At 73.8% G+C, this 23,119-nt stretch carries 21 protein-coding genes; 4 read left to right on the forward strand and 17 right to left on the reverse strand.

Annotated features, from left to right (window positions below; all coding sequences use genetic code 11):
- Positions 1–56: 56 nt before the first annotated feature.
- The 10 genes from HK417_RS13115 to uvrC all read right to left on the reverse strand — a co-directional run bounded on the left by HK417_RS13115 (position 57) and on the right by uvrC (position 11,182).
- Positions 57–398: an RNA polymerase-binding protein RbpA gene (locus HK417_RS13115; protein WP_222267122.1), complete on the reverse strand. Its 342-nt coding sequence runs from the start codon at positions 396–398 to the stop codon at positions 57–59.
- 169 nt (positions 399–567) lie between these two features.
- The gene (gene secG, locus HK417_RS13120; RefSeq protein WP_222267124.1) at positions 568–801 is read right to left on the reverse strand and encodes a preprotein translocase subunit SecG; all 234 of its coding nucleotides are present in this window, start codon (positions 799–801) and stop codon (positions 568–570) included.
- Between the two features lie 225 nt (positions 802–1,026).
- Positions 1,027–2,802: an ABC transporter substrate-binding protein gene (locus HK417_RS13125; RefSeq protein ID WP_308123561.1), complete on the reverse strand. Its 1,776-nt coding sequence runs from the start codon at positions 2,800–2,802 to the stop codon at positions 1,027–1,029.
- 37 nt (positions 2,803–2,839) lie between these two features.
- Positions 2,840–3,652, reverse strand: a complete 813-nt coding sequence (tpiA, locus tag HK417_RS13130) for a triose-phosphate isomerase (protein ID WP_222267126.1) — start codon at positions 3,650–3,652, stop codon at positions 2,840–2,842.
- Between the two features lie 10 nt (positions 3,653–3,662).
- Complete coding sequence (locus tag HK417_RS13135) at positions 3,663–4,871, reverse strand: phosphoglycerate kinase (protein WP_222267128.1); 1,209 nt, start codon at positions 4,869–4,871, stop codon at positions 3,663–3,665.
- Positions 4,871–5,878 (reverse strand): type I glyceraldehyde-3-phosphate dehydrogenase, encoded by a 1,008-nt coding sequence (gene gap, locus HK417_RS13140; protein ID WP_222267130.1) that lies wholly within the window; start codon positions 5,876–5,878, stop codon positions 4,871–4,873. The genes HK417_RS13135 and gap overlap by 1 nt, the downstream gene beginning before the upstream one ends.
- A 191-nt stretch (positions 5,879–6,069) precedes the next feature.
- Positions 6,070–7,044, reverse strand: coding sequence for a DNA-binding protein WhiA (gene whiA, locus HK417_RS13145; RefSeq protein WP_261326610.1), 975 nt, complete (start codon positions 7,042–7,044; stop codon positions 6,070–6,072).
- A gap of 138 nt (positions 7,045–7,182) precedes the next feature.
- A complete protein-coding gene (locus tag HK417_RS13150; protein ID WP_222267134.1) occupies positions 7,183–8,136 on the reverse strand; it encodes a gluconeogenesis factor YvcK family protein in 954 nt (317 codons plus the stop codon).
- Entirely contained in the window at positions 8,136–9,119 is a 984-nt protein-coding gene (gene rapZ / locus HK417_RS13155) for an RNase adapter RapZ (RefSeq protein ID WP_308123562.1), read from the reverse strand. Before rapZ ends, HK417_RS13150 begins: the two co-directional genes overlap by 1 nt.
- Positions 9,116–11,182 carry an excinuclease ABC subunit UvrC gene (gene uvrC / locus HK417_RS13160; RefSeq protein WP_222267136.1) on the reverse strand — a complete coding sequence of 689 codons (2,067 nt, stop codon included), beginning with the start codon at positions 11,180–11,182 and terminating at the stop codon, positions 9,116–9,118. Before uvrC ends, rapZ begins: the two co-directional genes overlap by 4 nt.
- 237 nt (positions 11,183–11,419) lie before the next feature.
- Here uvrC and HK417_RS13165 point away from each other — a divergent pair, with 237 nt between their 5' ends.
- Complete coding sequence (locus HK417_RS13165) at positions 11,420–12,292, forward strand: alpha/beta fold hydrolase (RefSeq protein ID WP_222267138.1); 873 nt, start codon at positions 11,420–11,422, stop codon at positions 12,290–12,292.
- A 114-nt stretch (positions 12,293–12,406) separates the two neighbouring features.
- Here HK417_RS13165 and uvrA read toward each other — a convergent pair whose 3' ends face one another.
- Positions 12,407–15,298, reverse strand: coding sequence for an excinuclease ABC subunit UvrA (gene uvrA, locus HK417_RS13170; protein WP_222267140.1), 2,892 nt, complete (start codon positions 15,296–15,298; stop codon positions 12,407–12,409).
- A 179-nt stretch (positions 15,299–15,477) separates the two neighbouring features.
- Positions 15,478–16,893, reverse strand: a complete 1,416-nt coding sequence (locus tag HK417_RS13175; RefSeq protein WP_222267142.1) for an amidase — start codon at positions 16,891–16,893, stop codon at positions 15,478–15,480.
- A 46-nt stretch (positions 16,894–16,939) separates the two neighbouring features.
- On the opposite strand from HK417_RS13175, the gene HK417_RS13180 reads away from it, so the two are divergent.
- Entirely contained in the window at positions 16,940–17,620 is a 681-nt protein-coding gene (locus HK417_RS13180; protein ID WP_222267144.1) for an MBL fold metallo-hydrolase, read from the forward strand.
- Between the two features lie 4 nt (positions 17,621–17,624).
- On the forward strand, positions 17,625–18,068 hold the full coding sequence (locus HK417_RS13185; RefSeq protein ID WP_222267146.1) for a PPOX class F420-dependent oxidoreductase: 444 nt from the start codon (positions 17,625–17,627) through the stop codon (positions 18,066–18,068).
- 32 nt (positions 18,069–18,100) lie between these two features.
- Here HK417_RS13185 and HK417_RS13190 read toward each other — a convergent pair whose 3' ends face one another.
- From HK417_RS13190 to HK417_RS13210, 5 genes are all read right to left on the reverse strand, one after another.
- A complete protein-coding gene (locus tag HK417_RS13190) occupies positions 18,101–18,859 on the reverse strand; it encodes an SDR family NAD(P)-dependent oxidoreductase (RefSeq protein WP_222267148.1) in 759 nt (252 codons plus the stop codon).
- Between the two features lie 28 nt (positions 18,860–18,887).
- Entirely contained in the window at positions 18,888–19,889 is a 1,002-nt protein-coding gene (locus HK417_RS13195; RefSeq protein WP_222267150.1) for an acetamidase/formamidase family protein, read from the reverse strand.
- A gap of 39 nt (positions 19,890–19,928) precedes the next feature.
- Complete coding sequence (locus HK417_RS13200; protein WP_308123563.1) at positions 19,929–21,143, reverse strand: alpha-hydroxy acid oxidase; 1,215 nt, start codon at positions 21,141–21,143, stop codon at positions 19,929–19,931.
- A gap of 26 nt (positions 21,144–21,169) precedes the next feature.
- Complete coding sequence (locus HK417_RS13205) at positions 21,170–21,484, reverse strand: hypothetical protein (protein ID WP_222267152.1); 315 nt, start codon at positions 21,482–21,484, stop codon at positions 21,170–21,172.
- A 98-nt stretch (positions 21,485–21,582) separates the two neighbouring features.
- Positions 21,583–22,128: a potassium channel family protein gene (locus tag HK417_RS13210; RefSeq protein WP_222267155.1), complete on the reverse strand. Its 546-nt coding sequence runs from the start codon at positions 22,126–22,128 to the stop codon at positions 21,583–21,585.
- Positions 22,129–22,215: 87 nt separating this feature from the next.
- Between HK417_RS13210 and HK417_RS13215 the strand changes: the two genes are divergently transcribed.
- Positions 22,216–23,118: an NAD(P)-dependent oxidoreductase gene (locus HK417_RS13215; protein ID WP_222267157.1), complete on the forward strand. Its 903-nt coding sequence runs from the start codon at positions 22,216–22,218 to the stop codon at positions 23,116–23,118.
- The last annotated feature ends 1 nt before the right edge of the window (position 23,119 follow it).

Below are 23,119 nucleotides of genomic sequence, written 5' to 3' on the forward strand. Positions count from 1 at the left end.
CCTCGTTCAGGGACCCGCGCCGAGCTTGCGGGGCGTGGGGGGAACGAGGTCCTTCCTCAGGCGCCGCGGCGGGCCCGCAGCCGGGACAGCGCCTCCTCGAGGAGCGCGTCACCGTCGGCGTCGCTGCGCCGCTCGCGGACGTAGGCCAGGTGCGTCTTGTAGGGCTCCGTGCGCGGCGCCGGGGGTGGGTTCTGCTCGTCGAGACCGGCCGGGAGACCGCAGCGCGGGCAGTCCCAGGTCTCCGGCAGCTCGACGTCGGCCGCGAAGGCGATGCGGGACTCGTGTCCGTTCGCACACCAGAAGCCGACGCGCCGACGCGGCGCGGCCTCGCCCCGCTCGGCCTCCCCCATCGGCCCCGCACCGACCCGACTGCCTCGGATCGCGTTCCCACCAGCCACGAGCGGCCCCCTGATCGTCGCCTCGACGCGGTACCGAGTTGATCACCGCCCGGGCAGTCTAGGGCCTCCCCGGCCGGACTCAGGTCACGATGCGAACACCGTGCGTATCGGCTCGCAAGCGTCCGGAAGAACTGGGGTGCTCAGCCGGCCGTGCGGGGGAACTGCGAGGTCAACCGGCCTTGATGAGGATGCCGAGCGCGACGATGCAGACTGTCCAGACCAGGCCGGCGAAGACGGTCAGCCGGTTGAGGTTCTTCTCCACCACCGAGCTGCCCGACAGCTGCGAGGAGACGGCGCCGCCGAACATCGAGGACAGCCCACCACCCTTGCCGCGGTGCAGCAGGATGAGCACCACGAGCACGATGCTGGTGAGCACCAGCAGCACGTTGAGGACCAGCTCCATGCGATTTCTCCTGTCCCGTGGGCACGGGTGACGGCAGGCACCCTGGCGGGCGGGACTGACGGCGGACACTGCTCGGGCCGGGGAGCCGGCCTCTCGACGTTCCAGCCTAGCCGACCGCCGGTGGCGCCCCCCGCGACCGACGCTGTCGACCCGGTCGGCCGGTCGGCTTCCGCGCCCCGGTCCGCTCCTCGGTCGCTGGCGCTTGCTGCGATGCTCCCGAAGCTGTCAGCCGACGCCGGCGGTGGCCACGTCGTAGCCCCCGTAGGGCTGCATCACGACGCCGTTGCGCAGCCGCTGCCCGCTGAGCAGCTGCACCCGGGCCTCGGCCAGCGGCACGTACACCCCGGTCGCCTCGGCCGCGCCGACGACCTGCCGCCAGGCCTCGTCGGCGGCCGCCGGCTCGGCGGCCGCCCGGGCGGTGTCGACCCGGGCGTTGATCTCCGGGGTGTCGAGGTGGGCGTAGTTGGTGTTGCCCACCGTGCGGATGGACCGGCCGTCGACCAATGGGACCAGGAACGACGCTGGGGTCGGGAAGTCCGCCTTCCAGGTGGCCAGCACGATGCCGTAGCCGTTGGCGGTGACCGTCTCGGGGTTGCCGATGTCGGTGGCGTAGTACGTGGTCGGGTCCAGCGGCCGCACCTCCGCCGTGATGCCGACCTCGGCGAGTGCCCCGGAGACGGTGTCCGCCAGGGCGACGGCGTTCAGGGCGTCGGGGACGGCTATCACCGTGCTGAACCCGTCGGGCCGCCCGCACCGCTCCAGCGCCTCCCGGGCGGCGTCGAGGTCCGGCTGGGGATCGGCCTGCTCGGGACCGCCGTCCAGCGCCCGCGGCCACAGGTGAGCGGTCCGCACCGCGTTGGTGGACCCGCCGATGCTCTCCTGCACCGCGGCCCGGTCGACGACGGCGGCGACCGCGGCCCGGCAGTCGGCGTTGTCCATCGGGGCGACCGTCGTGGGCAGGGCGAGCAGCCGCACCGAGCCGGTGGTCACGTCGTCGACGCGGGCGGCGACCTGCTCGTCGTCCAGCCGGCCGGTGGTGATCGTCTGCTGGACCCCGCTGCCGGAGAGGTCGATGTCGGCCGAGCCGGCCAGCAGCGCCTGGTCACGGGCCAGGCCGGACATCCCGGTGCGGACGACGACCGCGTCGGGCAGCGCGGTGCGCACCTCGTCGGTCGCCGGGTCCCACTCCGGGTTGCGCTCCAGCCGGATGCCGGCCCGGGCGTCGACCGAGGCGACCAGGTACGGCCCCGACGAGATCGGCTTCTCGCCGTACGCCCCGGCGGCGTCGTTGGCGCCCGGCACCGGGCTGCTCGAGGGCAGCGCCATCACGAACGGGAAGTCCAGGGCCGGGGTGGTCAGCGTGAAGGTGATCGTCCGGTCGTCCGGCGTGGCGATCGAGCCGAGGCCGAGCTTGTCCGCGGTCTCGTCCTGGTAGGGCCCGGCGTAGGGGTTGGCCGGGTCGTCGAGCAGGTCGACGACGTAGCTGGGGCCGCCCACCACGACGTCGGAGGCGAAGGACCGCTCGATGCCGTACTTGACGTCCCGGGAGGTGATGGGCTGGCCGGTCTCGAAGCGGATGCCGTCCTTGAGGGTGAAGGTCCAGGTCCGCCCGCCGTCGGGCGTGCTGCCCAGGTCGGTGGCGAGGTCGGGGACCAGCTCGTCGGTCCGCCCCGGCTCGGTCGAGTAGGTCACCAGCGTGCGGACGTAGAGCCGCATCAGGTTCCAGACGCCGGGCACGTAGGAGCGCTGCGGGTCCAGGCTGTCCACCTCGCCGGTGACCAGCCGCAGCGTGCCACCGGTCGCGTCGGACGGGGCGCGCACGCCGTCGACGCCGGCGCCGGCCTCCCCGGTGAGGGTGGGCACGCCGGCCACGCCGCTGTTGCCGCTGCCGCAGCCGACCAGCAACCCGAGGACGAGGAGGAGGGACAGTACGACGGCCGGTCGGTGCGCGCCCCGGAGGGGACGGCGGCCGGCCGGCCGTCGGTCAGTGCGGTGGATCACCGTGGTGCTTGCTCCGCCCGGTCAGTGCCGGCGGCGGTCAGCCCCCGTCGGCGGCGTGTCGACAGATCGATGCGAACTCGTCGGCGTCCAGGCTGGCACCGCCGACGAGCGCTCCGTCGACGTCCGGCCCGGCGAGGATGCCGGCCGCGCTACCGGCCTTCACCGACCCGCCGTAGAGGATACGGACGCCCGCCGCCGTCTCCGGGCCGACGCTCTCGGCGAGCCGCGCCCGGAGTGCGGCGCAGACCTCCTGCGCGTCGTCCGGGGTGGCCACCTCACCGGTGCCGATCGCCCACACCGGCTCGTAGGCGACCACCAGGCCGCCGAGCTGCTCGGCGGTCAGCCCGGCCAGGGCCGCGTCGAGCTGGCCGGTGCAGTGCGCGACGTGCGCGCCGGTCCGCCGGACGTCGAGCCCTTCCCCCACGCAGAGCAGGGGCGTGAGCCCGTGGCGCAGCGCCGCCTGGACCTTGCTGGCGACGACGGCGTCGTCCTCGGCGTGCAGCGTGCGCCGCTCCGAGTGACCGACGACGACGTACTGGCAGGCCAGCGCCGCCAGCATCGCCCCGCTGACCTCACCGGTGTAAGCACCGGAGTCCTGCGCCGAGAGGTCCTGCGCGCCGTACCCGATCGCCAGCTTGTCCCCGGCGACCAGCGTCTGGACGCTGCGCAGCGCGGTGAACGGCGGGAGCACGACCACCTCGGCGGCCTCGAGCTGGACCTCGGTGAGCGAGAAGGCCAGCTTCTGGACCAGCCCGATGGCCTCGAGGTGGGTCAGGTTCATCTTCCAGTTGCCCGCGATGAGCGGACGGCGCCCCTCGCGGACCGCCGGGGTGTTCCTCGTGCGTGCCATCGCCATCCCCTCAGTCGGCGAGCGCCGCGAGGCCCGGCAGCTGCCGGCCCTCGAGGTACTCCAGGGACGCGCCGCCCCCGGTGCTGATGTGCCCGTACGCGGCCTCGTCGAGGCCGAGCTGCCGGACGGCGGCCGCGGAGTCGCCCCCGCCGACCACCGACAGCCCGTCGACCGCGGCGACCGCCTGCGCGACACCGCGGGTGCCGGCCTGGAAGGGGGCCAGCTCGAAGACGCCCATCGGCCCGTTCCAGAACACCGTGCGCGCGTCGCCGAGCGAGGAGCCGAAGAGCTCCACGGTGCGCGGGCCCACGTCGAGGCCCATCTGCCCGTCCGGGATCTCCTCCACGGGGACGACGGTCGTCTCGACGTCGGCGCTGAACTCCGGCGCGCAGACGACGTCGAGCGGCAGCACGATCCGGTTGCCGGCCTCGGCCAGCAGCCGCCGGCAGGTGTCGACCTGGTCGGCCTCCAGCAGCGACTTGCCGACGCCGTGCCCCTGGGCGGCCAGGAACGTGAAGCACATCCCGCCGCCCACCAGCAGGGTGTCGACCTTGGGCAGCAGCGCCTCGATGACGGCGAGCTTGTCGCTCACCTTCGAGCCGCCGAGCACCACGACGTAGGGCCGCTCCGGGTCCTGGGTGAGCCGGGTCAGCACCTCCAGCTCCCGGGCGACCAGCCGCCCGGCGGCGTGCGGCAGCCGCTCGGCGATGTCGTACACCGAGGCGTGCTTGCGGTGCACCGCACCGAAGGCGTCGTCGACGTAGAGGTCGGCCAGCCCGGCCAGCCGGTCGGCGAGCTCCCCGCGGACGGCGTCGTCCTTGCTGGTCTCCGCCGCCTCGAAGCGGACGTTCTCCAGCAGCAGCACGTTGCCGTCGGCGAGCCCCGCCACCCGGCCGGAGGCGTCCGGTCCGGCGACGTCGGCCGCCAGCGGGACGTCGGTGCCCAGCAGCTCGCCCAGGCGGGCGGCGACCGGCGCGAGGGAGTACTGCGGGTCCGGCTCGCCCTTGGGACGGCCCAGGTGCGCGGCGACGATGACCCGGGCGCCGGCCTCCCGCAGCGCCTGGATGGTGGGCACGCTCGCCCGGATCCGGCCGTCGTCGGTGATCGCGGCCGCGCCCTCGCCGAGCCGGGCCTGGTCCAGGGGGACGTTCAGGTCGGCGCGCAGCAGGACGCGCCGACCCGCGACCCCGTCGGCGATGAGCTCGTCGACGGACCGCATCACTGGAGCTTGCTGCCGACCAGCGCGACGGAGTCGACGAGGCGGTTGGAGTAGCCCCACTCGTTGTCGTACCAGCCGACGACCTTGACCTGGTTCCCGAAGACCTTGGTCAGCCCCGAGTCGTAGATGCACGACGCCGGGTCGGTGACGATGTCGGAGGAGACGATCGGCGCGTCGGTGTAGGTCAGGTAGGGCGCCAGCGGACCGGCGGCAGCCTCGCGGTAGGCGGCGTTGACCTCGTCGACGGTGACCTCGCGGGACAGGGTCACGGTGAGGTCGGTGGCCGAGCCGGTGGGGACCGGGACGCGCAGCGCGTAGCCGTCCAGCTTGCCCTTCAGCTCGGGCAGCACCAGGCCGATCGCCTTGGCCGCGCCGGTGGAGGTCGGGACGATGTTCAGCGCGGCGGCGCGGGCGCGGCGGAGGTCCTTGTGCGGGCCGTCCTGCAGGTTCTGGTCGGCGGTGTAGGCGTGGATCGTCGTCATCAGGCCGCGCTCGATGCCGAACGCGTCGTTGAGCACCTTGGCCAGCGGCGCGAGGCAGTTGGTGGTGCACGAGGCGTTGCTGATGATCGTCTGCGAGCCGTCGTACTGCTCGTGGTTGACGCCCATGACGATCGTCAGGTCGTCGTCGGTGGCCGGCGCGGAGATGACGACCTTCTTGGCGCCGCCGGAGTCGACGTGCTTGCGGGCGTCGGCGGCCTTGGTGAAGAAGCCGGTGGACTCGACGACGACGTCGACGCCCAGCTCGCCCCAGGGGAGGTTGGCCGGGTCGCGCTCGGCGAGGACCTTGAGGGTGGCGCCGCCGACCTTGATGCCGTCACCGACGACCGAGACGTCTTCGGCCAGCTTGCCCAGGATGCTGTCGTACTTCAGCAGGTGGGCGAGCGTCTCGGGGGTGGTGAGGTCGTTGACCGCGACGATCTCGATGTCCTGGCCGCTCGCGGCCGCTGCCCGATAGAAGTTGCGGCCGATCCGACCGAACCCGTTGATCCCGACCCGTACCGTCACTGCGGACCTCCCAGACCGTGTCGCGCAGCCGGACCCGGGTGGCCCGGCCGCAGCGTCGACCACGCGTGCGCGCGGCCACATCGCGCCCAGAGCCTATCGGCCCGGACCCCTCCGTCCGACCGCCCGGTCCTCACCGCCGGGCGGGCTCCCCAGCCGCATCGCCCCGGGGCGACCGAGCGCCCGCGCCCGGGTCACTGCGCCAGCATGTCGTCGGTGACGACGGACTCCGTGTCGGGGATGCCGAGGTCCTTGGCCCGCTTGTCCGCCATGGCCAGCAGACGCCTTATGCGACCGGCCACCGCGTCCTTCGTCATCGGCGGATCTGCCCGCTGACCGAGCTCCTCGAGCGAGGCCTGGCCGTGCTCCAGCCGCAGCCGGCCGGCGATGAGCAGGTGCTCGGGGGCGTCGTCGCCGAGGATCTCCAGCGCGCGCTCCACCCGGGCGCTCGCCGCCACCGCGGCCCGCGCCGAGCGGCGCAGGTTGGCGTCGTCGAAGTTGGCCAGCCGGTTGGCGGTGGCCCGGACCTCGCGGCGCATCCGCCGCTCCTCCCAGGCCATGACGGCGTCGTGCGCGCCCATCCGGGTCAGCAGCGCGCTGATCGCGTCGCCGTCCCGCACCACCACGCGGTCGGTGCCGCGCACCTCACGTGCCTTCGCGCCGATGCCCAACCGCCGGGCCGCGCCGACCAGCGCCATCGCGGCCTCCGGGCCCGGGCAGGTCACCTCGAGGGACGACGACCGCCCCGGCTCGGTCAGCGAGCCGTGCGCCAGGAAGGCGCCCCGCCAGGCGGCCTCGGCGTCGCCGATGCTGCCGGACACCACCGACGGCGGCAGGCCCCGCACCGGGCGGCCGCGCTGGTCGACCAGGCCGGTCTGCCGGGCCAGGCCCTCACCGTGCTTGGCGATCCGCACCAGGTACCGCACGCCCCGGCGGATGTTGCCGCCGGCCAGGACGCTGACCCCGCTGGTGTAGCCGTAGACCTCGCTGATGTCCCGGCGCAGGCGGCGGGCGACCGAGCCGGTGTCCAGCTCCGCCTCGATGACCACCCGGCCACCGACGATGTGCAGCCCCCCGGAGAACCGGAGCAGCGCCGTCACCTCGGCCTTGCGCTCGGACGTCTTGGTGCACTCCACGCGGGAGAGCTCGTCCTTGACCATCGCCGTCATCGCCACGACGTCCACCTCCCTGCGCGCCCGCAGCGACCTGCTCTCGTGTCCCCAGCCATCGCCCTCAACGGTTGTCCCTCTCCCCCTGTGTGCCGGCCGTGCCCCGGTCGTGCCGGGGCCCGTCCCCTCCCCCGCCGGTCACCGTGCACCGACCGCGGAGGCCAGTGCGGCGGCGAGCCGGGTGGGTTCGTGCCGTGGTGCGCCGTCGGGTGCGGCGACCGGTGCGAGCACCAGCTCCGCTCCACATCCCTGCACAGCAGACAGGAGACCACGCCGGTCAACAACCGCAGTCGCATCCGCGATCACAGTGTGGAGCGACACGCTCCCCAGATGGGCCAGCAGGACGCGCAGGTGCTCCTGCGGCGAGAAGCCGTCGGTCTCCCCCACCTGCGGCTCCAGGTTCAGCACGACGACCACCCGGGCGGGGCTGACCTCCAGTGCCTTGCGCAGTCGCGGGACCAGCAGGTGCGGCAGCACCGAGGTGTACCAGGACCCCGGGCCCAGGCTGACCACGTCGGCCGCGGCGATCGCCTCGAGCACAGCGTCGGGCACCGGCGGGTCCGCCGGGGACACCTTGATGTCGGTGACGTGGCCGGGCGTGGAGGCGATCGCCACCTGCCCACGGATCCGGCGGGTCTCCTGCGGGTCGTCCGGGTCGACGCTGGCCACCGTCGCGATCAGGTCCAGCGGCACCTCGGCCATCGGCAGCACCCGGCCGGTGGCGCCCAGCAGGTCCGCCATCACCCGCAGGGCGCGCACGCTGTCCCCGCCGTACATCTCCGTCAGACCGGTCAGCACGAGGTTGCCCACCGGGTGCCCGGCCAGCACACCCTCGCCGCCGAACCGGTGCTGCATGAGCCGCACCATCTCCTGGGTCCGCGGGGCGTCGCCGGCCAGCGCCGCCAGCGCCATGCGCAGGTCGCCCGGCGGCAGGACCGGCATCTCACGCCGGATCCGGCCGGAGGACCCGCCGTCGTCGGCGACGGTGACCACCGCGGTGACGTCGGGGGTGAGCCGACGCCAGGCGCCCAGGGCGGCGGCCAGGCCGTGGCCGCCGCCGAAGGCGACGACCTTGAGGGGCGGGCCGGCCACTACTCGCGCCCCAGGTCGCGGTGGCGGGCGGTCGCGGTCACGCCCTCGGCGGAGAGCCGGCGGGCGAACTCCTCGGCGATGGCGACGCTGCGGTGCTTGCCGCCGGTGCAGCCCACCGCGAGGGTCAGGTAGCGCTTGCCCTCCCGCCGGTACCCGGGCAGCAGCAGCCGGAGGACCTTCATGTAGCCGTCCAGGAACGGCTCGGCGGACTCCTGGGCGAGCACGTAGTCGCGCACCTCGGCGTCCCGGCCGGTCATCGGCCGCAGCTCGGGCACCCAGTGCGGGTTCGGCAGGAAGCGGGCGTCGACCACCAGGTCGGCGTCCAGCGGCAGGCCGTACTTGAAGCCGAAGCTCAGCACCGTGGCGACGACCTGCGGCGGCGCCCCGTGCTCGACGAACGCCGACTCGAGGGTGTCGCGCAGCTGGTGCACGTTGAGGTCGCTGGTGTCGATCCAGAGGTCGGCCTCCCCGGCGATGCCGGTGAGCAGCTCGCGCTCGGCGTCGATCCCGTCGATCAGCCGGCCGGTGCCCTGCAGCGGGTGCTCGCGGCGCACCGACTCGTACCGGCGGATGAGCACCTCGTTGCGGGCGTGGACGTACACCACCCGCGGCCGGTGCCCGGCCTCGGCGAGCAGCCGGATCGCCTCCTGCAGGTCGCTGGAGAACGCGCGGCTGCGCACGTCGACGACAGCGGCGAACCGGCGCAGGTCGCCGCGGGCGCCGAGCTCGACCATCGGCTGCAGCAGGGCCGGCGGCAGGTTGTCGACGACGAAGAAGCCGAGGTCCTCCAACACCCGGCCGGCGCTGTTCTTGCCGGCACCGGACAGCCCGGTCACCACCACGACGTCCAGCGGCGGGACCTCGGTGGTCGTGCTGTCCAGCGACGGCGGCACGTCGCTCTGCGGTCCCGCCGGTGGCCCCTCGGCCGCACGGCGCTCCCCCGCCGGTCCACCTCCGGACGGCACCGACCCGAGCGCGCTCACGCGCCCGCCCCGGCGGCCGGGCGCACCCGGCCGACCTCGGCCATCTCGCCGGCGTCCGCACCCTGGACCGGCCGCTGCTGGGCGGCGGAGCGGAGCACCTCGTCGTCGGGGTCGACGCCCTCCACCTCGGGGTCGGGCTCGGCGGACGGCGCCCCGGGCTCGGCCACGGCGGCGAGCACCGCCTCAGCGGTGCGCCGGCCGATGCCGGGCACCGCGGTGAGCTCCTCGACCGTGGCGGCACGCAGCCGCTTGAGCGAACCGAACTGCTTCATCAGCGCCTTTCGCCGGGACTCGCCGAGCCCCGGGACGTCGTCCAACAGCGAGACCAGCATCGTCGTGGATCGTCGCTGCCGGTGGTAGGTGATCGCGAACCGGTGGGCCTCGTCACGGACCCGTTGCAGCAGGTACAGGGCCTCGGAGGTGCGCGGCAGGATCAACGGGTCGGGGTCGTCGGGCAGCCACACCTCCTCCATCCGCTTGGCCAGGCCGCAGACCGCGACGTCGACGATGCCGAGCTCGGCCAGCGACCGGCCGGCCGCGGCCACCTGCGGCGCCCCGCCGTCGACGACCAGCAGGTTCGGCGGATAGGCGAACTTGCGGGGCCGACCCTCCTCGGCGGCGATGCCCTGCTCGTCCCGGCGGTCGGCCTCCTCCTTGAGGTGGCGGGCGAACCGCCGCCGGACCACCTCGGCCATCGCCGCGGTGTCGTCGGTGCCGTGCGCGACGGAGAACCGCCGGTAGTCCGACTTCTTGGCCAGCCCGTCCTCGAACACGACCATGCTGGCCACGACGTTGGTGCCCTGGACGTGCGAGATGTCGATGCACTCGATCCGCAGCGGCGCCTCGGGCAGGTCGAGCGCCTCCTGGATCTCCGCGAGGGCCAGGGAGCGGGCGGTGAGGTCGCTGGCCCGCTTCACGCGGTGCCGCGCGAAGGCCTCCTTGGCGTTGCGCTCGACGGTCTCCATGAGGTTGCGCTTGTCGCCACGCTGGGGCACCCGCAGGGACACCCGGGAGCCGCGCAGCTCGCTGAGCAGCTCGGCGTAGACGTCGGCGTCGTCGGGGAGCTCGGGGACGAGCACCTCCCGCGGCACCGCCTCGCCGGCCTCCCCCACACCGGTCTGCTCGTCGACCCCGCCGTACACCTGCAGCAGGAACTGCTCGACGAGCTGGCCGGTGGTGACCTCCTCGACCTTGTCGATGATCCAGCCGCGCTGACCGCGGACCCGCCCGCCGCGCACGTGGAAGACCTGCACGGCGGCCTCCAGCTCGTCCTGCGCGAAGGCGACGACGTCGGCGTCTGTGCCGTCCCCGAGGACGACGGCCTGCTTCTCCATCGCCCGCTTGAGCGCGCCGAGGTCGTCGCGCAGCCGTGCGGCCTTCTCGTACTCCATCGCCTCGGCGGCCTCGGCCATCTCCCGCTCGAGCCGCTTGACCATCGAGTCGGTCCGGCCGGCCATGAAGTCGCAGAAGTCGTCGACGATCTCCCGGTGCTCCTCGGCGCTGACCCGGCCGACGCAGGGTGCGGCGCACTTGCCGATGTACCCGAGCAGGCAGGGGCGGCCGATCTGGCTCGCCCGCTTGAAGACGCCGTTGGAGCAGGTGCGGGCCGGGAAGACCCGGGTCAGCGTGTCCAGCGTCTCGCGGATCGCCCAGGCGTGCGCGTAGGGCCCGAAGTAGCGGACGCCCTTCTTCTTCGGCCCGCGCATCACCTGCAGCCGCGGGTACTCCTCGTTCAGCGTCACGGCCAGCGACGGGTAGCTCTTGTCGTCGCGGTAGCGGACGTTGAAGCGCGGGTCGAACTCCTTGATCCAGTTGTACTCGAGTTGGAGGGCCTCGACCTCGGTGCCGACGACGGTCCACTCGACGGAGGCCGCCGTGGTGACCATCTGCCGGGTGCGCGGGTGCAGGCCGGCGACGTCGGCGAAGTAGCTGTTGAGCCGCTGCCGGAGGCTCTTGGCCTTGCCGACGTAGATGACCCGGCCGGCGGGGTCGCGGAATCTGTAGACCCCGGGGCTCTCCGGGATGCTGCCGACCGCGGGTCGATACGTGGACGGGTCGGCCATGTCACCAGATTAGGTCGACACGCCGACAGTCCGGCGGGCCCGTCCCGCCCTGCGGGAACGCCCACGCCGGACGCGTGTGGAGGACGGCGTCGCGAGCCGTCGGCCGCGGACCTGGGGACGGCGGCCTGGTCGTCGCGGGCGTGGTTGACAGCCGATCGCGGGGCTCCCAGCCTGGCCGTACGAGGTTCGACTCCTCCAGCGGGGACCACGATGACCTCGACCCGAAGGAGGCCCGCGATGGGCGGGTTCGTGGACGCACGAGACCTCAGCATCTGGACCGAGCAGGTCGGGCAGGGCCCCGACGTCCTGCTCATCGGCGGCGCCGGCGACACGGTGGAGTCGTGGCAGTTCCAGCTCGACGGGCTGGCGGACCGGTACCGGCTGACGGCATTCGACAACCGGGGGTCCGGTCGGACGGCGATGCCGGATGCACCGGCGACGGTGGAGGCGACGGCCGACGACGCGGCCAGCGTCCTCGACGGCCTCGGCATCCGGTCGGCGCACGTGGCCGGCTTCTCCGGCGGCAGCATCACCGCGCAGGAGCTCGCCCTGCGCCGTCCGGACCTCGTGCGGAGCCTGGTGCTGCAGGGCACCTGGGCGCGACCGGACGCCTACCTGCGCACCTGGCTGCGCTCCGTCGGCTGGCTGGTCACCGCCGCCCCCAGCGACCGGGAGTTCCTCGAGGCGTTCTTCCTCGACGTCTACACGCCGCGGGCCCACGCCGACGGCACCGTCGCCGCATTCATCGACGACGTGCTCACCTTCCCGTATCCGCAGGCGGCCGAGGACCTGCGGCACTACCTCGACGCGCTCGTCGACCACGACACCACCGACCGGCTGCCGCAGGTGACCGCACCGACCCTCGTGCTCGCGGGCAGCGCCGATCTCGTCGGGCGGCCGGACCTCGCCCGGACCGTGGCCGAGCTCATCCCGGGCGCCGTGTTCGAGGTGCAGGAGGGCGAGGCGCACCAGCCCTTCCAGGAGGTGCCGGACGTGTGGAACGCACGGGTCGATGCCTTCTGGCAGGACGTCGAGGCGGGCCGGACCGTCGTGCCGGGACCGCGCGTCGAGCCCGCCGACCGTCCGATGGCTCGTCCTGCGGGCGGCTGAGCACCCGACCGCCGACGGACGGACGCCCCCTGGTGGCGCGGCCACGGCTCACCGTGGCCGCCCCCTGGTGGCGCGGCCACGGCTCACCGTGGCCGCGGCACCCCGGGGCATCCCTCAGCTGGCCTTCTTGCGGGTCCGCTTCTTCGGGCCGGCGGCCGCGGCGACCGTCTCCGGGTCCAGGATGTTCGCCAGGAACCGGCCGGTGTGGCTCTCGGGCACCGTCGCGACGAACTCCGGCGGCCCCTCGGCCACAACCTGTCCCCCGCGGAAGCCACCCTCGGGCCCCATGTCGATGATCCAGTCGGCGCTCTTGATCACGTCGAGGTTGTGCTCGATCACGATGACCGAGTTGCCCTTGTCGACCAGGCCCTGGATGACCAGCAGCAGCTTGCGGATGTCCTCGAAGTGCAGCCCGGTGGTGGGCTCGTCGAGGACGTAGATGGTGCGTCCGTTGGACCGCTTCTGCAGCTCGCTGGCCAGCTTGACCCGCTGCGCCTCCCCGCCGGACAGGGTGGTGGCCGGCTGGCCGAGCCGCACGTACCCCAGGCCCACGTCGGTGAGCGTGCGCAGGTGCCGGGAGATGGCCGGGATCGCCTCGAAGAAGTCCGCGGCCTCCTCGATCGGCATGTCGAGGACCTCGGCGACCGTCTTGCCCTTGTAGTGCACCTCGAGGGTCTCCCGGTTGAACCGGGCGCCCTTGCAGACCTCGCAGGGGACGTACACGTCGGGCAGGAAGTTCATCTCGATCTTCAACGTGCCGTCGCCGGAGCACGCCTCGCAGCGGCCGCCCTTGACGTTGAAGGAGAAGCGGCCGGGCTGGTAGCCGCGCATCTTCGCCTCGGTCGTGCTGGCGAACAGCTTGCGGACGTGGTCCCAGACGCCGGTGTACGTGGCCGGGTTGGACCGCGGCGTGCGGCCGATCGGCGACTGGTCGACGCCGACGACCTTGTCCAGCTGGTCGAGGCCGGTGATGGTCCGGTGCCGGCCGGGCACCATGCGGGCGCGGTTCAGCTCATTGGCCAGCGTCGTGTAGAGGATGTCGTTGACCAGGCTGGACTTGCCGGAGCCGGAGACCCCGGTCACCGCCACCAGGCAGCCGAGTGGGAAGGCGACGTCGATCCCGCGCAGGGTGTTCTCGCGGGCGCCCTTGACCACCAGCTCCTTGCCCGGGGCGGGCTCCCGGCGGTTCGCCGGGATGGTGATCTCCCGCCGGCCGGACAGGTACTGCCCGGTGAGCGACCGCTCGCTGGCCAGCAGGTCCTCGTACGTTCCGCTGACCACCACCTCGCCGCCGTGCTCGCCGGCACCGGGTCCGATGTCCACGATCCAGTCGGCCTGCTTGATCGTGTCCTCGTCGTGCTCGACGACGATCAGCGTGTTGCCCATGTCGCGGAGCCGGACGAGCGTCTCGATCAGCCGGACGTTGTCCCGCTGGTGCAGCCCGATCGACGGCTCGTCGAGCACGTAGAGGACGCCGACCAGCCCGGAACCGATCTGGGTGGCCAGCCGGATCCGCTGCGCCTCGCCACCGGCGAGGGTGGCCGCCGGGCGGTCCAGCGACAGGTAGTCCAGGCCGACGTCGACGAGGAAGGACAGCCGGGCCTGGATCTCCCGGAGCACGCGGTCGGCGATCGCCTTCTCCCGCTCGCCGAGCTCCAGCGCCCCCAGCCACTGCGATGCCTCGCCGATCGAGAGGTTGGTGACCTCGGCGATCGAGCGGCTGTTGAGCTTGACCGCGAGGATCTCCGGCTTGAGCCGGGTGCCGTGACAGACGGGGCACGGCACGTCGCGCATGTAGCCCTCGTACTTGTCCCGCATGAAGTCGCTGTCGGTGTCCTCGTGCCGGCGCTCGAGGAAGGGCAGCACGCCCTCGAAGGCGGCGTAGTAGCTGCGCTCGCGGCCGTAGCGGTTCTTGTAGCGGACGTGCACCTGGTCGGGCGAGCCGTGCAGGACGGCCTTCTGCACCCGGGCGGGCAGCTTCTCCCAGGGGTCCTGCATGGAGAAGCCGAGCATGTCCGACAGCCCGCTGAGCAGCCGCAGGAAGTACTCGTTGCTCATCGACCCGGCCCACGGCGCCACCGCGCCGTCGGCCAGGCTCTTGGTCGCGTCGGGGATGACGAGCTCCGGGTCGACCTCCTTGCGGGTGCCGATGCCGGTGCACTCGGGGCACGCGCCGAACGGCGAGTTGAAGGAGAAGGACCGCGGCTCGAGCGCCTCGAAGGACAGCCCGTCGTCGATGCAGGCGAGGTGCTCGGAAAAGGTGCGCTCGCGGTGCGGGTCGTCCTCGGGCAGGTCGACGAAGTCCAGCACGACCATCCCGCCGGCCAGCCCCAGCGCGGTCTCGACCGAGTCGGTGAGCCGCCGCTTGGCGCTCTCCTTGACGGTGAGCCGGTCGACGATCACCTCGATCGTGTGCTTCTCCTGCTTCTTCAGCTTCGGCGGCTCGGTGAGCGGGTGCACGGTGCCGTCGACCCGGACCCGGGAGAAGCCCTGGGTCTGCAGCGAGCTGAACAGGTCGACGTACTCGCCCTTGCGCGCCCGGACGACCGGGGCGAGAACCTGGAACTTGGTGCCCTCCTCCATGGCCAGCACCTGGTCGACGATCTGCTGCGGTGTCTGCCGGGAGATCGGCTTGCCGCAGTTGGGGCAGTGCGGCTGACCGGCGCGGGCGTAGAGCAGGCGCAGGTAGTCGTAGACCTCGGTGATCGTCCCGACGGTCGACCGCGGGTTGCGGTTGGTGGACTTCTGGTCGATCGACACAGCCGGGGACAGCCCCTCGATGAAGTCGACGTCCGGCTTGTCCATCTGGCCGAGGAACTGGCGGGCGTAGGCCGACAGCGACTCGACGTACCGGCGCTGACCCTCGGCGAAGATCGTGTCGAAGGCGAGGCTCGACTTGCCCGAGCCGGAGAGCCCCGTGAACACGATCATCGCGTCGCGGGGCAGGTCGAGGTGGACGTCCTTGAGGTTGTGCTCGCGGGCGCCGCGGACGACGAGCCGGTCCATGTGATCCCTGTCGGTCGCAGTGGTTCGGGTCTGGCTGAGCCAGAGGTGGGGCGGTGCTCCGTGCTCTCGCGCGCTGTCCGTCATCGCCGGGTGGAACGCCTTCCCGCTGGGGTGCAGTCCCCCGCCGGCGTGTCAGCTGCGTCTCTCCCGGCGACGAGGGTGCCCCGCGGAGGAGCGGGTCAGCCGACGGGTTCCCGGGGGTCGAACACGGGGGCGTGCCGGCGCCAGGGCAGCCGGTGCTCCAGCTCTCCGGCCAGCCAGAGTAGTCGCGTCTCGGAGCCTGCCGGGCCGACCAGCTGGACCGCGGTCGGCAGCCCCTCGCGCCCCGGTCCGGCCGGCAGCACGAGGGCCGGCAGACCGGCCAGGTTCCACGCGCCGGCCCACGGCGCCCAGCGGGCGTTGGCGGTGAGGTTGGCCAGCAGGCCCCGCTCGTGCCACGGCCGGGCCGGCAGGGGGAGACCGGTGACGATCGGGGTGAGCAGGACGTCGACGTGGTCGAAGAACTCGCCCATCCGGGACCGGAACAGGGCGGCCGCACCCGGCCGGACCAGTCCGGCGCGGCGGACCCAGCGACCCAGCTGCGCGTGCCGGCGGCTGCGCGGCTCCAGCGCGGACCGGTCCAGGCCAAGCGCGTCGGCGTCGGCGTCCGCGCCGGCCAGCCAGCGGGCGACGGCGCCGAGGGCGGCGCCCACGGTGATCGGGGGGTCGCGGCGGACCACGGTGTGCCCGGCGGCCCGCAGCTCGGCCACCACGGCGTCGACGGCGGCCCGCCCCGCGGCGTCGAGCCGGACCCCCGGCAGCGGGGAGCGGGTGGAGACCGCGACGCGCAGCGGCGCCCCCTCGCCCGGCGGTGGCCCGGCCGCCGCCCCGGCGAGCACCGCGAAGCCGGCGCGCAGGTCGGCCACCGTGGTCGCCAGGACGCCGTTCTCCGCCATCCCCGACCAGCTGTCGGCCCCGATGGACGCCGGGACGACGCCCGACCCCGGTTTCAGCGTGACCAGACCGCACGCGGCCGCGGGCAGCCGCAGCGACCCCAGCCCGTCGTTGCCCTGGGCCAGCGGCACGATGCCCGCCGCGACCGCGGCCGCGCTGCCGCCCGAGGACCCGGCGGGCGAGCGGGCGGTGTCCCAGGGGTTGCGGGTGACGGTGCCCGGACCGTCGGTGGCCGAGTACAGGCACAGCTCCGGCACCCGGGTGATCCCGACGACCACGGCACCGGCCTCCCGCAGCCGGGCCACCACGGGGTGGTCGGCGCTGGCGGGCGCCGGGTGGTGGGCCCGGGACCCGTCGGTGGCGACCTCGCCTGCCACGGCGACGTTGTCCTTCACCGCGATCGGCACGCCGGCCAGCGGCAGCTCCCCGCGCCGCGGGGAGGCGTCGACCTCGGCCGCCTCGGCCAGGGCTGCCTCGGTGCGCAGCACGCGGAACGCGCCGAGGCGGGGGTCGGCCTCGGCGAGGTGGCGCAGGTGGGCGCGGACGACCTCGACGGCGGACAGCTCACCGGCGCGCACCCGGGCCGCGATCTCCGTGGCGGGCAGCCCGACCACCCCGTGGTCGTGCAGGGAGGTGGACCCGGGCGCTGCACTACCGTCCATGCGACGAACCTATCCGGGGCGACCGACAGTTCCAGTTGGGAGCGGGATGAGCGCGCAGACCTACACCGGCGAGGTCACGGTGGGCGGCCCGGCGGACGTGCGGGAGCTGCCCGGGCTGACCATCCGCAAGCTCGCGGTCAGCGAGATGGCGAACAACGCCTACCTGCTCACCGACACCGGCACCGGGCCCGGCACCGGCCAGTCGGTGCTCGTCGACGCGGCGGCCGAGCCCGCGGCGCTGCTCGCGCTGATCGCGGGCGCCGACCTGCGCGCCGTGGTCACCACGCACGGCCACTGGGACCACCACCGCGCCCTGCCGGAGGTGGTCGCGGCCACCGGCGCGGAGACGATCGCGCACCCGGCCGACGCCGGGGACCTGCCGGTCCCGGTGACGCGGACCGTCGAGCACGGGGACACCGTCGCCGTGGGCGACCAGACGCTGGAAGTCGTGCACCTGCGTGGTCACACCCCCGGGTCGATCGCGCTGGTCTGGCGCGGGCCGGAGGGCGCGGGCACGCACGTGTTCACCGGCGACAGCCTGTTCCCCGGCGGTGTGGGCAGCACCCAGCAGGACGCGGCCCGGTTCACCAGCCTGATCGACGACGTCGAGGCCCGGTTGTTCGACGTCCTCCCGGACGACACGTGGGTCTACCCGGGGCACGGCAACGACACGACCCTGGGCGCCGAGCGTCCACACCTCGGCGAGTGGCGCGCCCGCGGGTGGTGACCAGGTGACCTTTAGGGCCGACGAGCTGGAGTTCCTGCGGTCCCACGGGATCGCCCGGCTGGCGACGCTCGGTGAGGACGATCAGCCTGACGTCGTCCCGGTCGCCATCGAGTTCGACGGTGCGTACTTCTGGGTCGGCGGCTCCGGTGCGAGCGTCCTGAGGACCCGCAAGGTCAGCAACGTGCGAGCCGGACGTCGCAAGGTCGCCCTGGTGGTGGACGACCTGCCGTCCCTCGACCCGTTCGTCGCGCGCGGGATCAGGGTCTACGGCGTGGCCGACGGTCCCGTGGAGCGGGTCGGGATGGTGGGTCCAGGTCTGTTCCTGCGCATCACCCCGCGGGTCTCCTGGAGCTGGAACATGGCCGGCGAGCCGGTCGGCGCGACCTGGTACGAGACGAGACGGGTGGTCCACGTCGGCGCCGCGAGCGGAGCCGACGACCGGGGTTGACCGGGTCCCCTGTTCCCCGGGTGCCCGCTGGTTCAGAGCTGCACGCCGCGGGTCAGCGCGCCGTCGACGACCAGGTTCGTCCCGGAGATGCGGCTCGCGACGGGACTGCTCAGGAAGACGACCGCCCGGGCCGACTCCTCCGGCGTGCCCATGTGCCCGGTCGGGTTCAGGCCCAGCGCCATGGTGAAGAGCTCCGGGTTGCCCTGCTCGATCTGCTGCCAGACGCCGCCGTCGAAGTAGGTGTTCCCCGGGGAGACGACGTTGGCCCGCACCCGACCGGCCAGCTGGAGCGCCAGGCCGGAGACGTACCCGACGATCGCCGTCTTCATCGTGCCGTACGGGCCGGAGGCGAAGTCGGCCTCGCGCCCCGAGACGCTGGAGATCGCCACGATCGACCCGTTGCTGCTGGCCTCCAGGTGGGGCAGGGCCGCCCTCGCCAGCCGCACGGTGTGCATCAGGTCGACCTCGAACGACGTGTACCAGTTCTCCTCGGTGTCCGGGATGGCGAGCGCGCTGATGTTCGCGACGACGGCGTCGAGGCCGCCCAGCCGCTCCGCCGCTGCCTCCACCCACGCGGTCAGCGCCGCGCCGTCGCGGACGTCGAGCTGCACGCCGCGCACGCCGCCGCCGCGGCCGGCCAGGGCCTTCTCGGTCGTCTCGATCTCCCCGGCGTCGCGGGCGCAGAACTCGACGGCCGCGCCCTCGTCGGCGAACGCCTCGACGGTCGCCCGCCCGATGCCGCGGGTGCCCCCGGTGACGAGCACCCGGGCGCCGGTCAACTGCAGGTCCATGGGTTCTCTCCTGGTCTCGGGAATCGGGTCAGAGCAGCCCGGCAGCGCGCTGTCGGAGCTCCGCGTGCAGTCCGCCGTAGGCCGACGCCGTGGGCAGCAGGGACTTGCGCGCCTTGACCACGGCGCTGTAGTTCGCGTCCACCACGTTGGCGATCGGCACCTCGGTGATCTGCGAGAGCAGCTGGTAGGCGTCCATCGCGTGCAGTCCGTACAGCTCGCCGAACCAGCGCACCAGCTCGACCTGGCCGATCCGCCAGGCGTCCTCGAGGGGGCGGCTGGAGCCGACGGTCATCCAGTGGGTGTCGTCCTCGAGCCGCGGCCAGGCCGGCCCGCCGCCCTTGATCAGCTCCACGATCACCGTCGTCGTCATGGCGCCCTCGACGGCGGTCCCGCACGCCTCCCCCTCGCCCTGCCGGTAGTGCCCGTCGCCGACGGAGAACAGCGCGCCCTCGACGTTCACCCCGAGGAAACAGGTGGTGCCGGCCCGCATCTGCGGGGTGTCCATGTTGCCGCCGAAACGCTCGGGCACCAGCGAGCTCCGTGCCTCTCCCCCGGGCGGCGCGACGCCCACCGTGCCCAGCATCGGCTCGACCGGCAGGTCCACCGAGAAGTCGCTGTGCCCGGCGACGAAGGTGACCGTGTTGCGCGCCCGGTCGAGCTCGTAGATCCAGGTGGTGTCGGGCAGCGGGTCCTGCAGCGTGGCCACCCGGTCGGTGCTGGTGAGCCCGCCGAAGAACGGGATCGCGGCCGAGGCACCCCAGTCCCGGGCCGGCTCCATCGCCACGAAGTGCAGCGCCAGCGTGTCGCCGGGCTCGGCGCCCTCGACGTGGAAGGGCCCGGTCTGCGGGTTCACGTAGCGCAGGTCGACCTTCTCGCTGGAGAGGTCCTCGACCGAGCGCAGGGCGCCGCAGAAGGCGTCGTCGGACCACAGCCGCAGCGCCGTCCCCGGCGTCACGCGCCGCAGCGGGGGCACCCCGCCGAAGGTGAACGCGTACTGCTCGAACGAGGGCACGATCTCGACGAGGTCCATGCGGCACCCTAGGAACCCGCAGGTCGCCGGGGCAATGCCTCAGGGGCGCAGGCGGGCCCGCTCCGCGGTCAGGTCGGCCACGCCCGCGACGCCGAGCAACTGCATGGTGCGGGTGACCTCCTTGGACAGGATGTCGGCCGCCCGCTGCACTCCGCGCTCCCCGCCGGCCATCAGCCCGTACAGGTACGCCCGCCCCACCAGGCACGCCCGGGCCCCGAGCGCGACCGCGGCGACGACGTCGGCACCATCGAGGACGCCACCGTCCACGTACACCTCGGCGCGGTCCCCGACCGCCTGCGCGACGGCGGGCAGCTGCTCCAGCGGCGTGGGTGAGCGGTCGAGCTGCCGACCGCCGTGGTTGCTGACGACCACGGCGTCGGCCCCGGCGTCCACGACAGCGCGGGCGTCGTCCACCCCTTGGACGCCCTTGACCACCAGGGCTCCCGGCCACGACGCACGCAGTCGCTCGACGTCGGCCAGGGTGGCCGCCGGTTCGAAGACGCGGTCCACCAGCTCGGCCACCGTGCCGCCCCAGGAGCGGAGCGAGGCGAACTCCAGCGGTGGGGTGGTGAGCAGGTCGATCCACCAGCGCGGGTGGACGGCGGCGTTGGCGACGGTCCGCAGGGTGAGCGCGGGCGGGATCGAGAAGCCGTTGCGCACGTCGCGCAGCCGCGGGCCGGCGACGGGCGTGTCCACGGTGAGCACCAGCGCCTCGTAACCGGCGGCCGCCGCTCGCTGCACCAGGGCGGCGCTGGCCTCCCGGTCGCGCCACAGGTAGAGCTGGAACCACCTCCGGGCGCCCGGCGCCGCCTCGGCCAGTGCCTCGATCGACGTCGTCCCCATCGTCGACAGCGCGTACGGGACGCCGATCCGCTCGGCCACCCGGGCCACCGCCGACTCGCCCTCGGTGTGCAGCAGCCGGGTGAAGCCCGTGGGCGCGAACACCAGCGGCAGGGCCGAGGGTGCCCCGAGCAGGGTCGTGGAGGGGTCCACCACGCTCACGTCGCGCAGCACCCGGGGGCAGAACTCGACGCGCTGGTAGGCCTCCCGTGAGCGCCGCAGCGAGATCTCCGCTCCGGCGGCCCCGTCGGTGTAGTCGAACACGGCGCGCGGAACCGTCCGCCGGGCCAGGTCCCGCAGGTCGCCGATCGTCGCGGCACGCGCCAGACGCCGGTCGGTGGCGTCGCCCGGGAGCCGACGCGGCTGCACCAGTTCGGCGAACTCCGACCAGCGGGGGACCTGGCGCGCGACCACGACAGCACCCTGCCACCACCCCGACGTCAGCGCCCCTCGTCGACCGCCGCAGGGCCCGGCTGGTCCTCCTCGAAGAGGGCGACCAGCTCCTCCGCCGTCCCGGCGACGTGCAACGGCACGACCGACACCGCCCACGCCGGGCGTCGCGCGTCGACGCCGACCGCGAGCTCCCAGGCGGCCCGCGCGGTCAGGGGACCGAAGCACGCGTCGTCCCCGTCGTCATCGACGGCGATCTCGACGAGCCAGGCGTCGGACAGGTCGCTGGCGAGCTCCGCGAACTCGGGGTCCGTCCCGTCCTCGGGCTCGGGAGCATCGGCCACCACGGGATAGATGAGCGCCATCCGTGCACGCTAGGACCGCGACGGGTGCGCGGCCACCGCTCCATCGCGGAGATCGGCATGCGGCGAGGGAACGGTCCCGGCAGCTGCCGCACGCACGGTCAGGGGGCGCGGTTCGCCGAGTCCTCCTGGTCCGCCGTCGGCGCAGCGTCGCCCGCCTCCAGTTGCGCCTGGATCTCCCGCAGCAGCCGCAGCTGCTCGTCCGAGTCGTGGGACAGGTCGACCTGCTCCTCGTGCGTGAAGTCGTCCCGGGTCCGGATGACGACGGCGGCGATCCGCCCGACGATGACGCCGATGCCCACGATGCCCACGAACATCGTGACCACCGCGATGACCCGGCCGGCCGCCGTCGCCGGCGACAGGTCGCCGTAGCCCGTGGTCGTCGTGGTGACGAACGCCCACCAGACCGCGTCACCGAACGCCCAGTCCTCCAGGACCGAGACCGCGGTCGCCGCGGCGAGCACGGCGGCGAGGTAGACGGTGACCGCCGACGGCGTGTGGTTGGCGATGTGCAGCATCGTCACCCCGGCCCGCGTGGCCCAGGACGACGGCACGGCATGCGCACCGGCCCCGACCACCGTCGGGGCACCGGTCGAGGAGACGTCCACGGCCCTTCCCTCCTGCTCGGTGGACCGGCCCCGGCCCACGGCGTGCAGAGTAGGGCCGGCGGCGGGGCACGAGGCGACGACGCGACCCCGCAGACCTCGATCCGACGACCTGGAGGACCCCGGCCCATGAGCACCCCGGACGTGTCCCTGCTCGGCCTCGGCCGGATGGGGGGACCCATCGCGCGACGCCTCCTCGCCGCGCTCGGCGAGCTGACCGTGTGGAACCGGACGCCGGCCAAGGCCGAGGCGCTCCGGTCCGCCGGGGCGCGGGTGGTGAGCCGCCCGGCCGAGGCCGCCGCCCCGGTCACCCTGACCGTGCTCACCGACCTCGGGGACGTCGAGGAGGTGCTCGAGGGCGAGGACGGCCTGCTCGCCGGCTGGGCCGCCGCCGGTGTGGCCCGGCCGGTCCTCGTGGTGCACGGGACCGTCTCGCCCGTACGGGTCGCCGCGCTCGCCGAGCGGCTGGCGGCCTCGGGCATCGACGTCGTCGACGCCCCGGTCAGCGGGGGCCCGGCCGGTGCGGAGTCCGGCGCCCTGAGCGTCATGGTGGGCGGCACGGCCGAGGCGGTGGACCGCGCGTGGCCGGTGCTGTCCCTGGTCGGGTCGACGGTCCGCCACCTGGGCCCCTGCGGCGCGGGCGAGGTGGCGAAGGCGTGCAACCAGGTGGTCGTCGCCGCGACCCTCGGGGCGCTCTCCGAGGCGCTGGTGCTGGCCGATGCGCACGGCATCGACCGGCGACCGCTGCTCGAGCTGCTCGGTGGCGGGCTGGCCGGCTCGGAGGCGCTCCGGCAGAAGGGCGACCGCTGGCTCACCGGCGACTTCACGGGCGGCGGGAGCATGGACAACCAGCTCAAGGACCTGCGGTTCGCCGCCGAGGCCGCGGCGGCGCACGGTCTCGCCCTGCCGATCGCGACGACCCTCGCCGCGGTGTACCAGCGGGCCGTCGACGACGGGGACGGGCACCTGGACCACGCGGGCGTCGCGCTGTCCGTGGCCCGCCACGCGAGCGGACCGGCCGGGCCTCAGTAGC

It is taken from the genome of Modestobacter marinus (assembly GCF_019799945.1).
Classification (GTDB): domain Bacteria; phylum Actinomycetota; class Actinomycetes; order Mycobacteriales; family Geodermatophilaceae; genus Modestobacter; species Modestobacter marinus_B.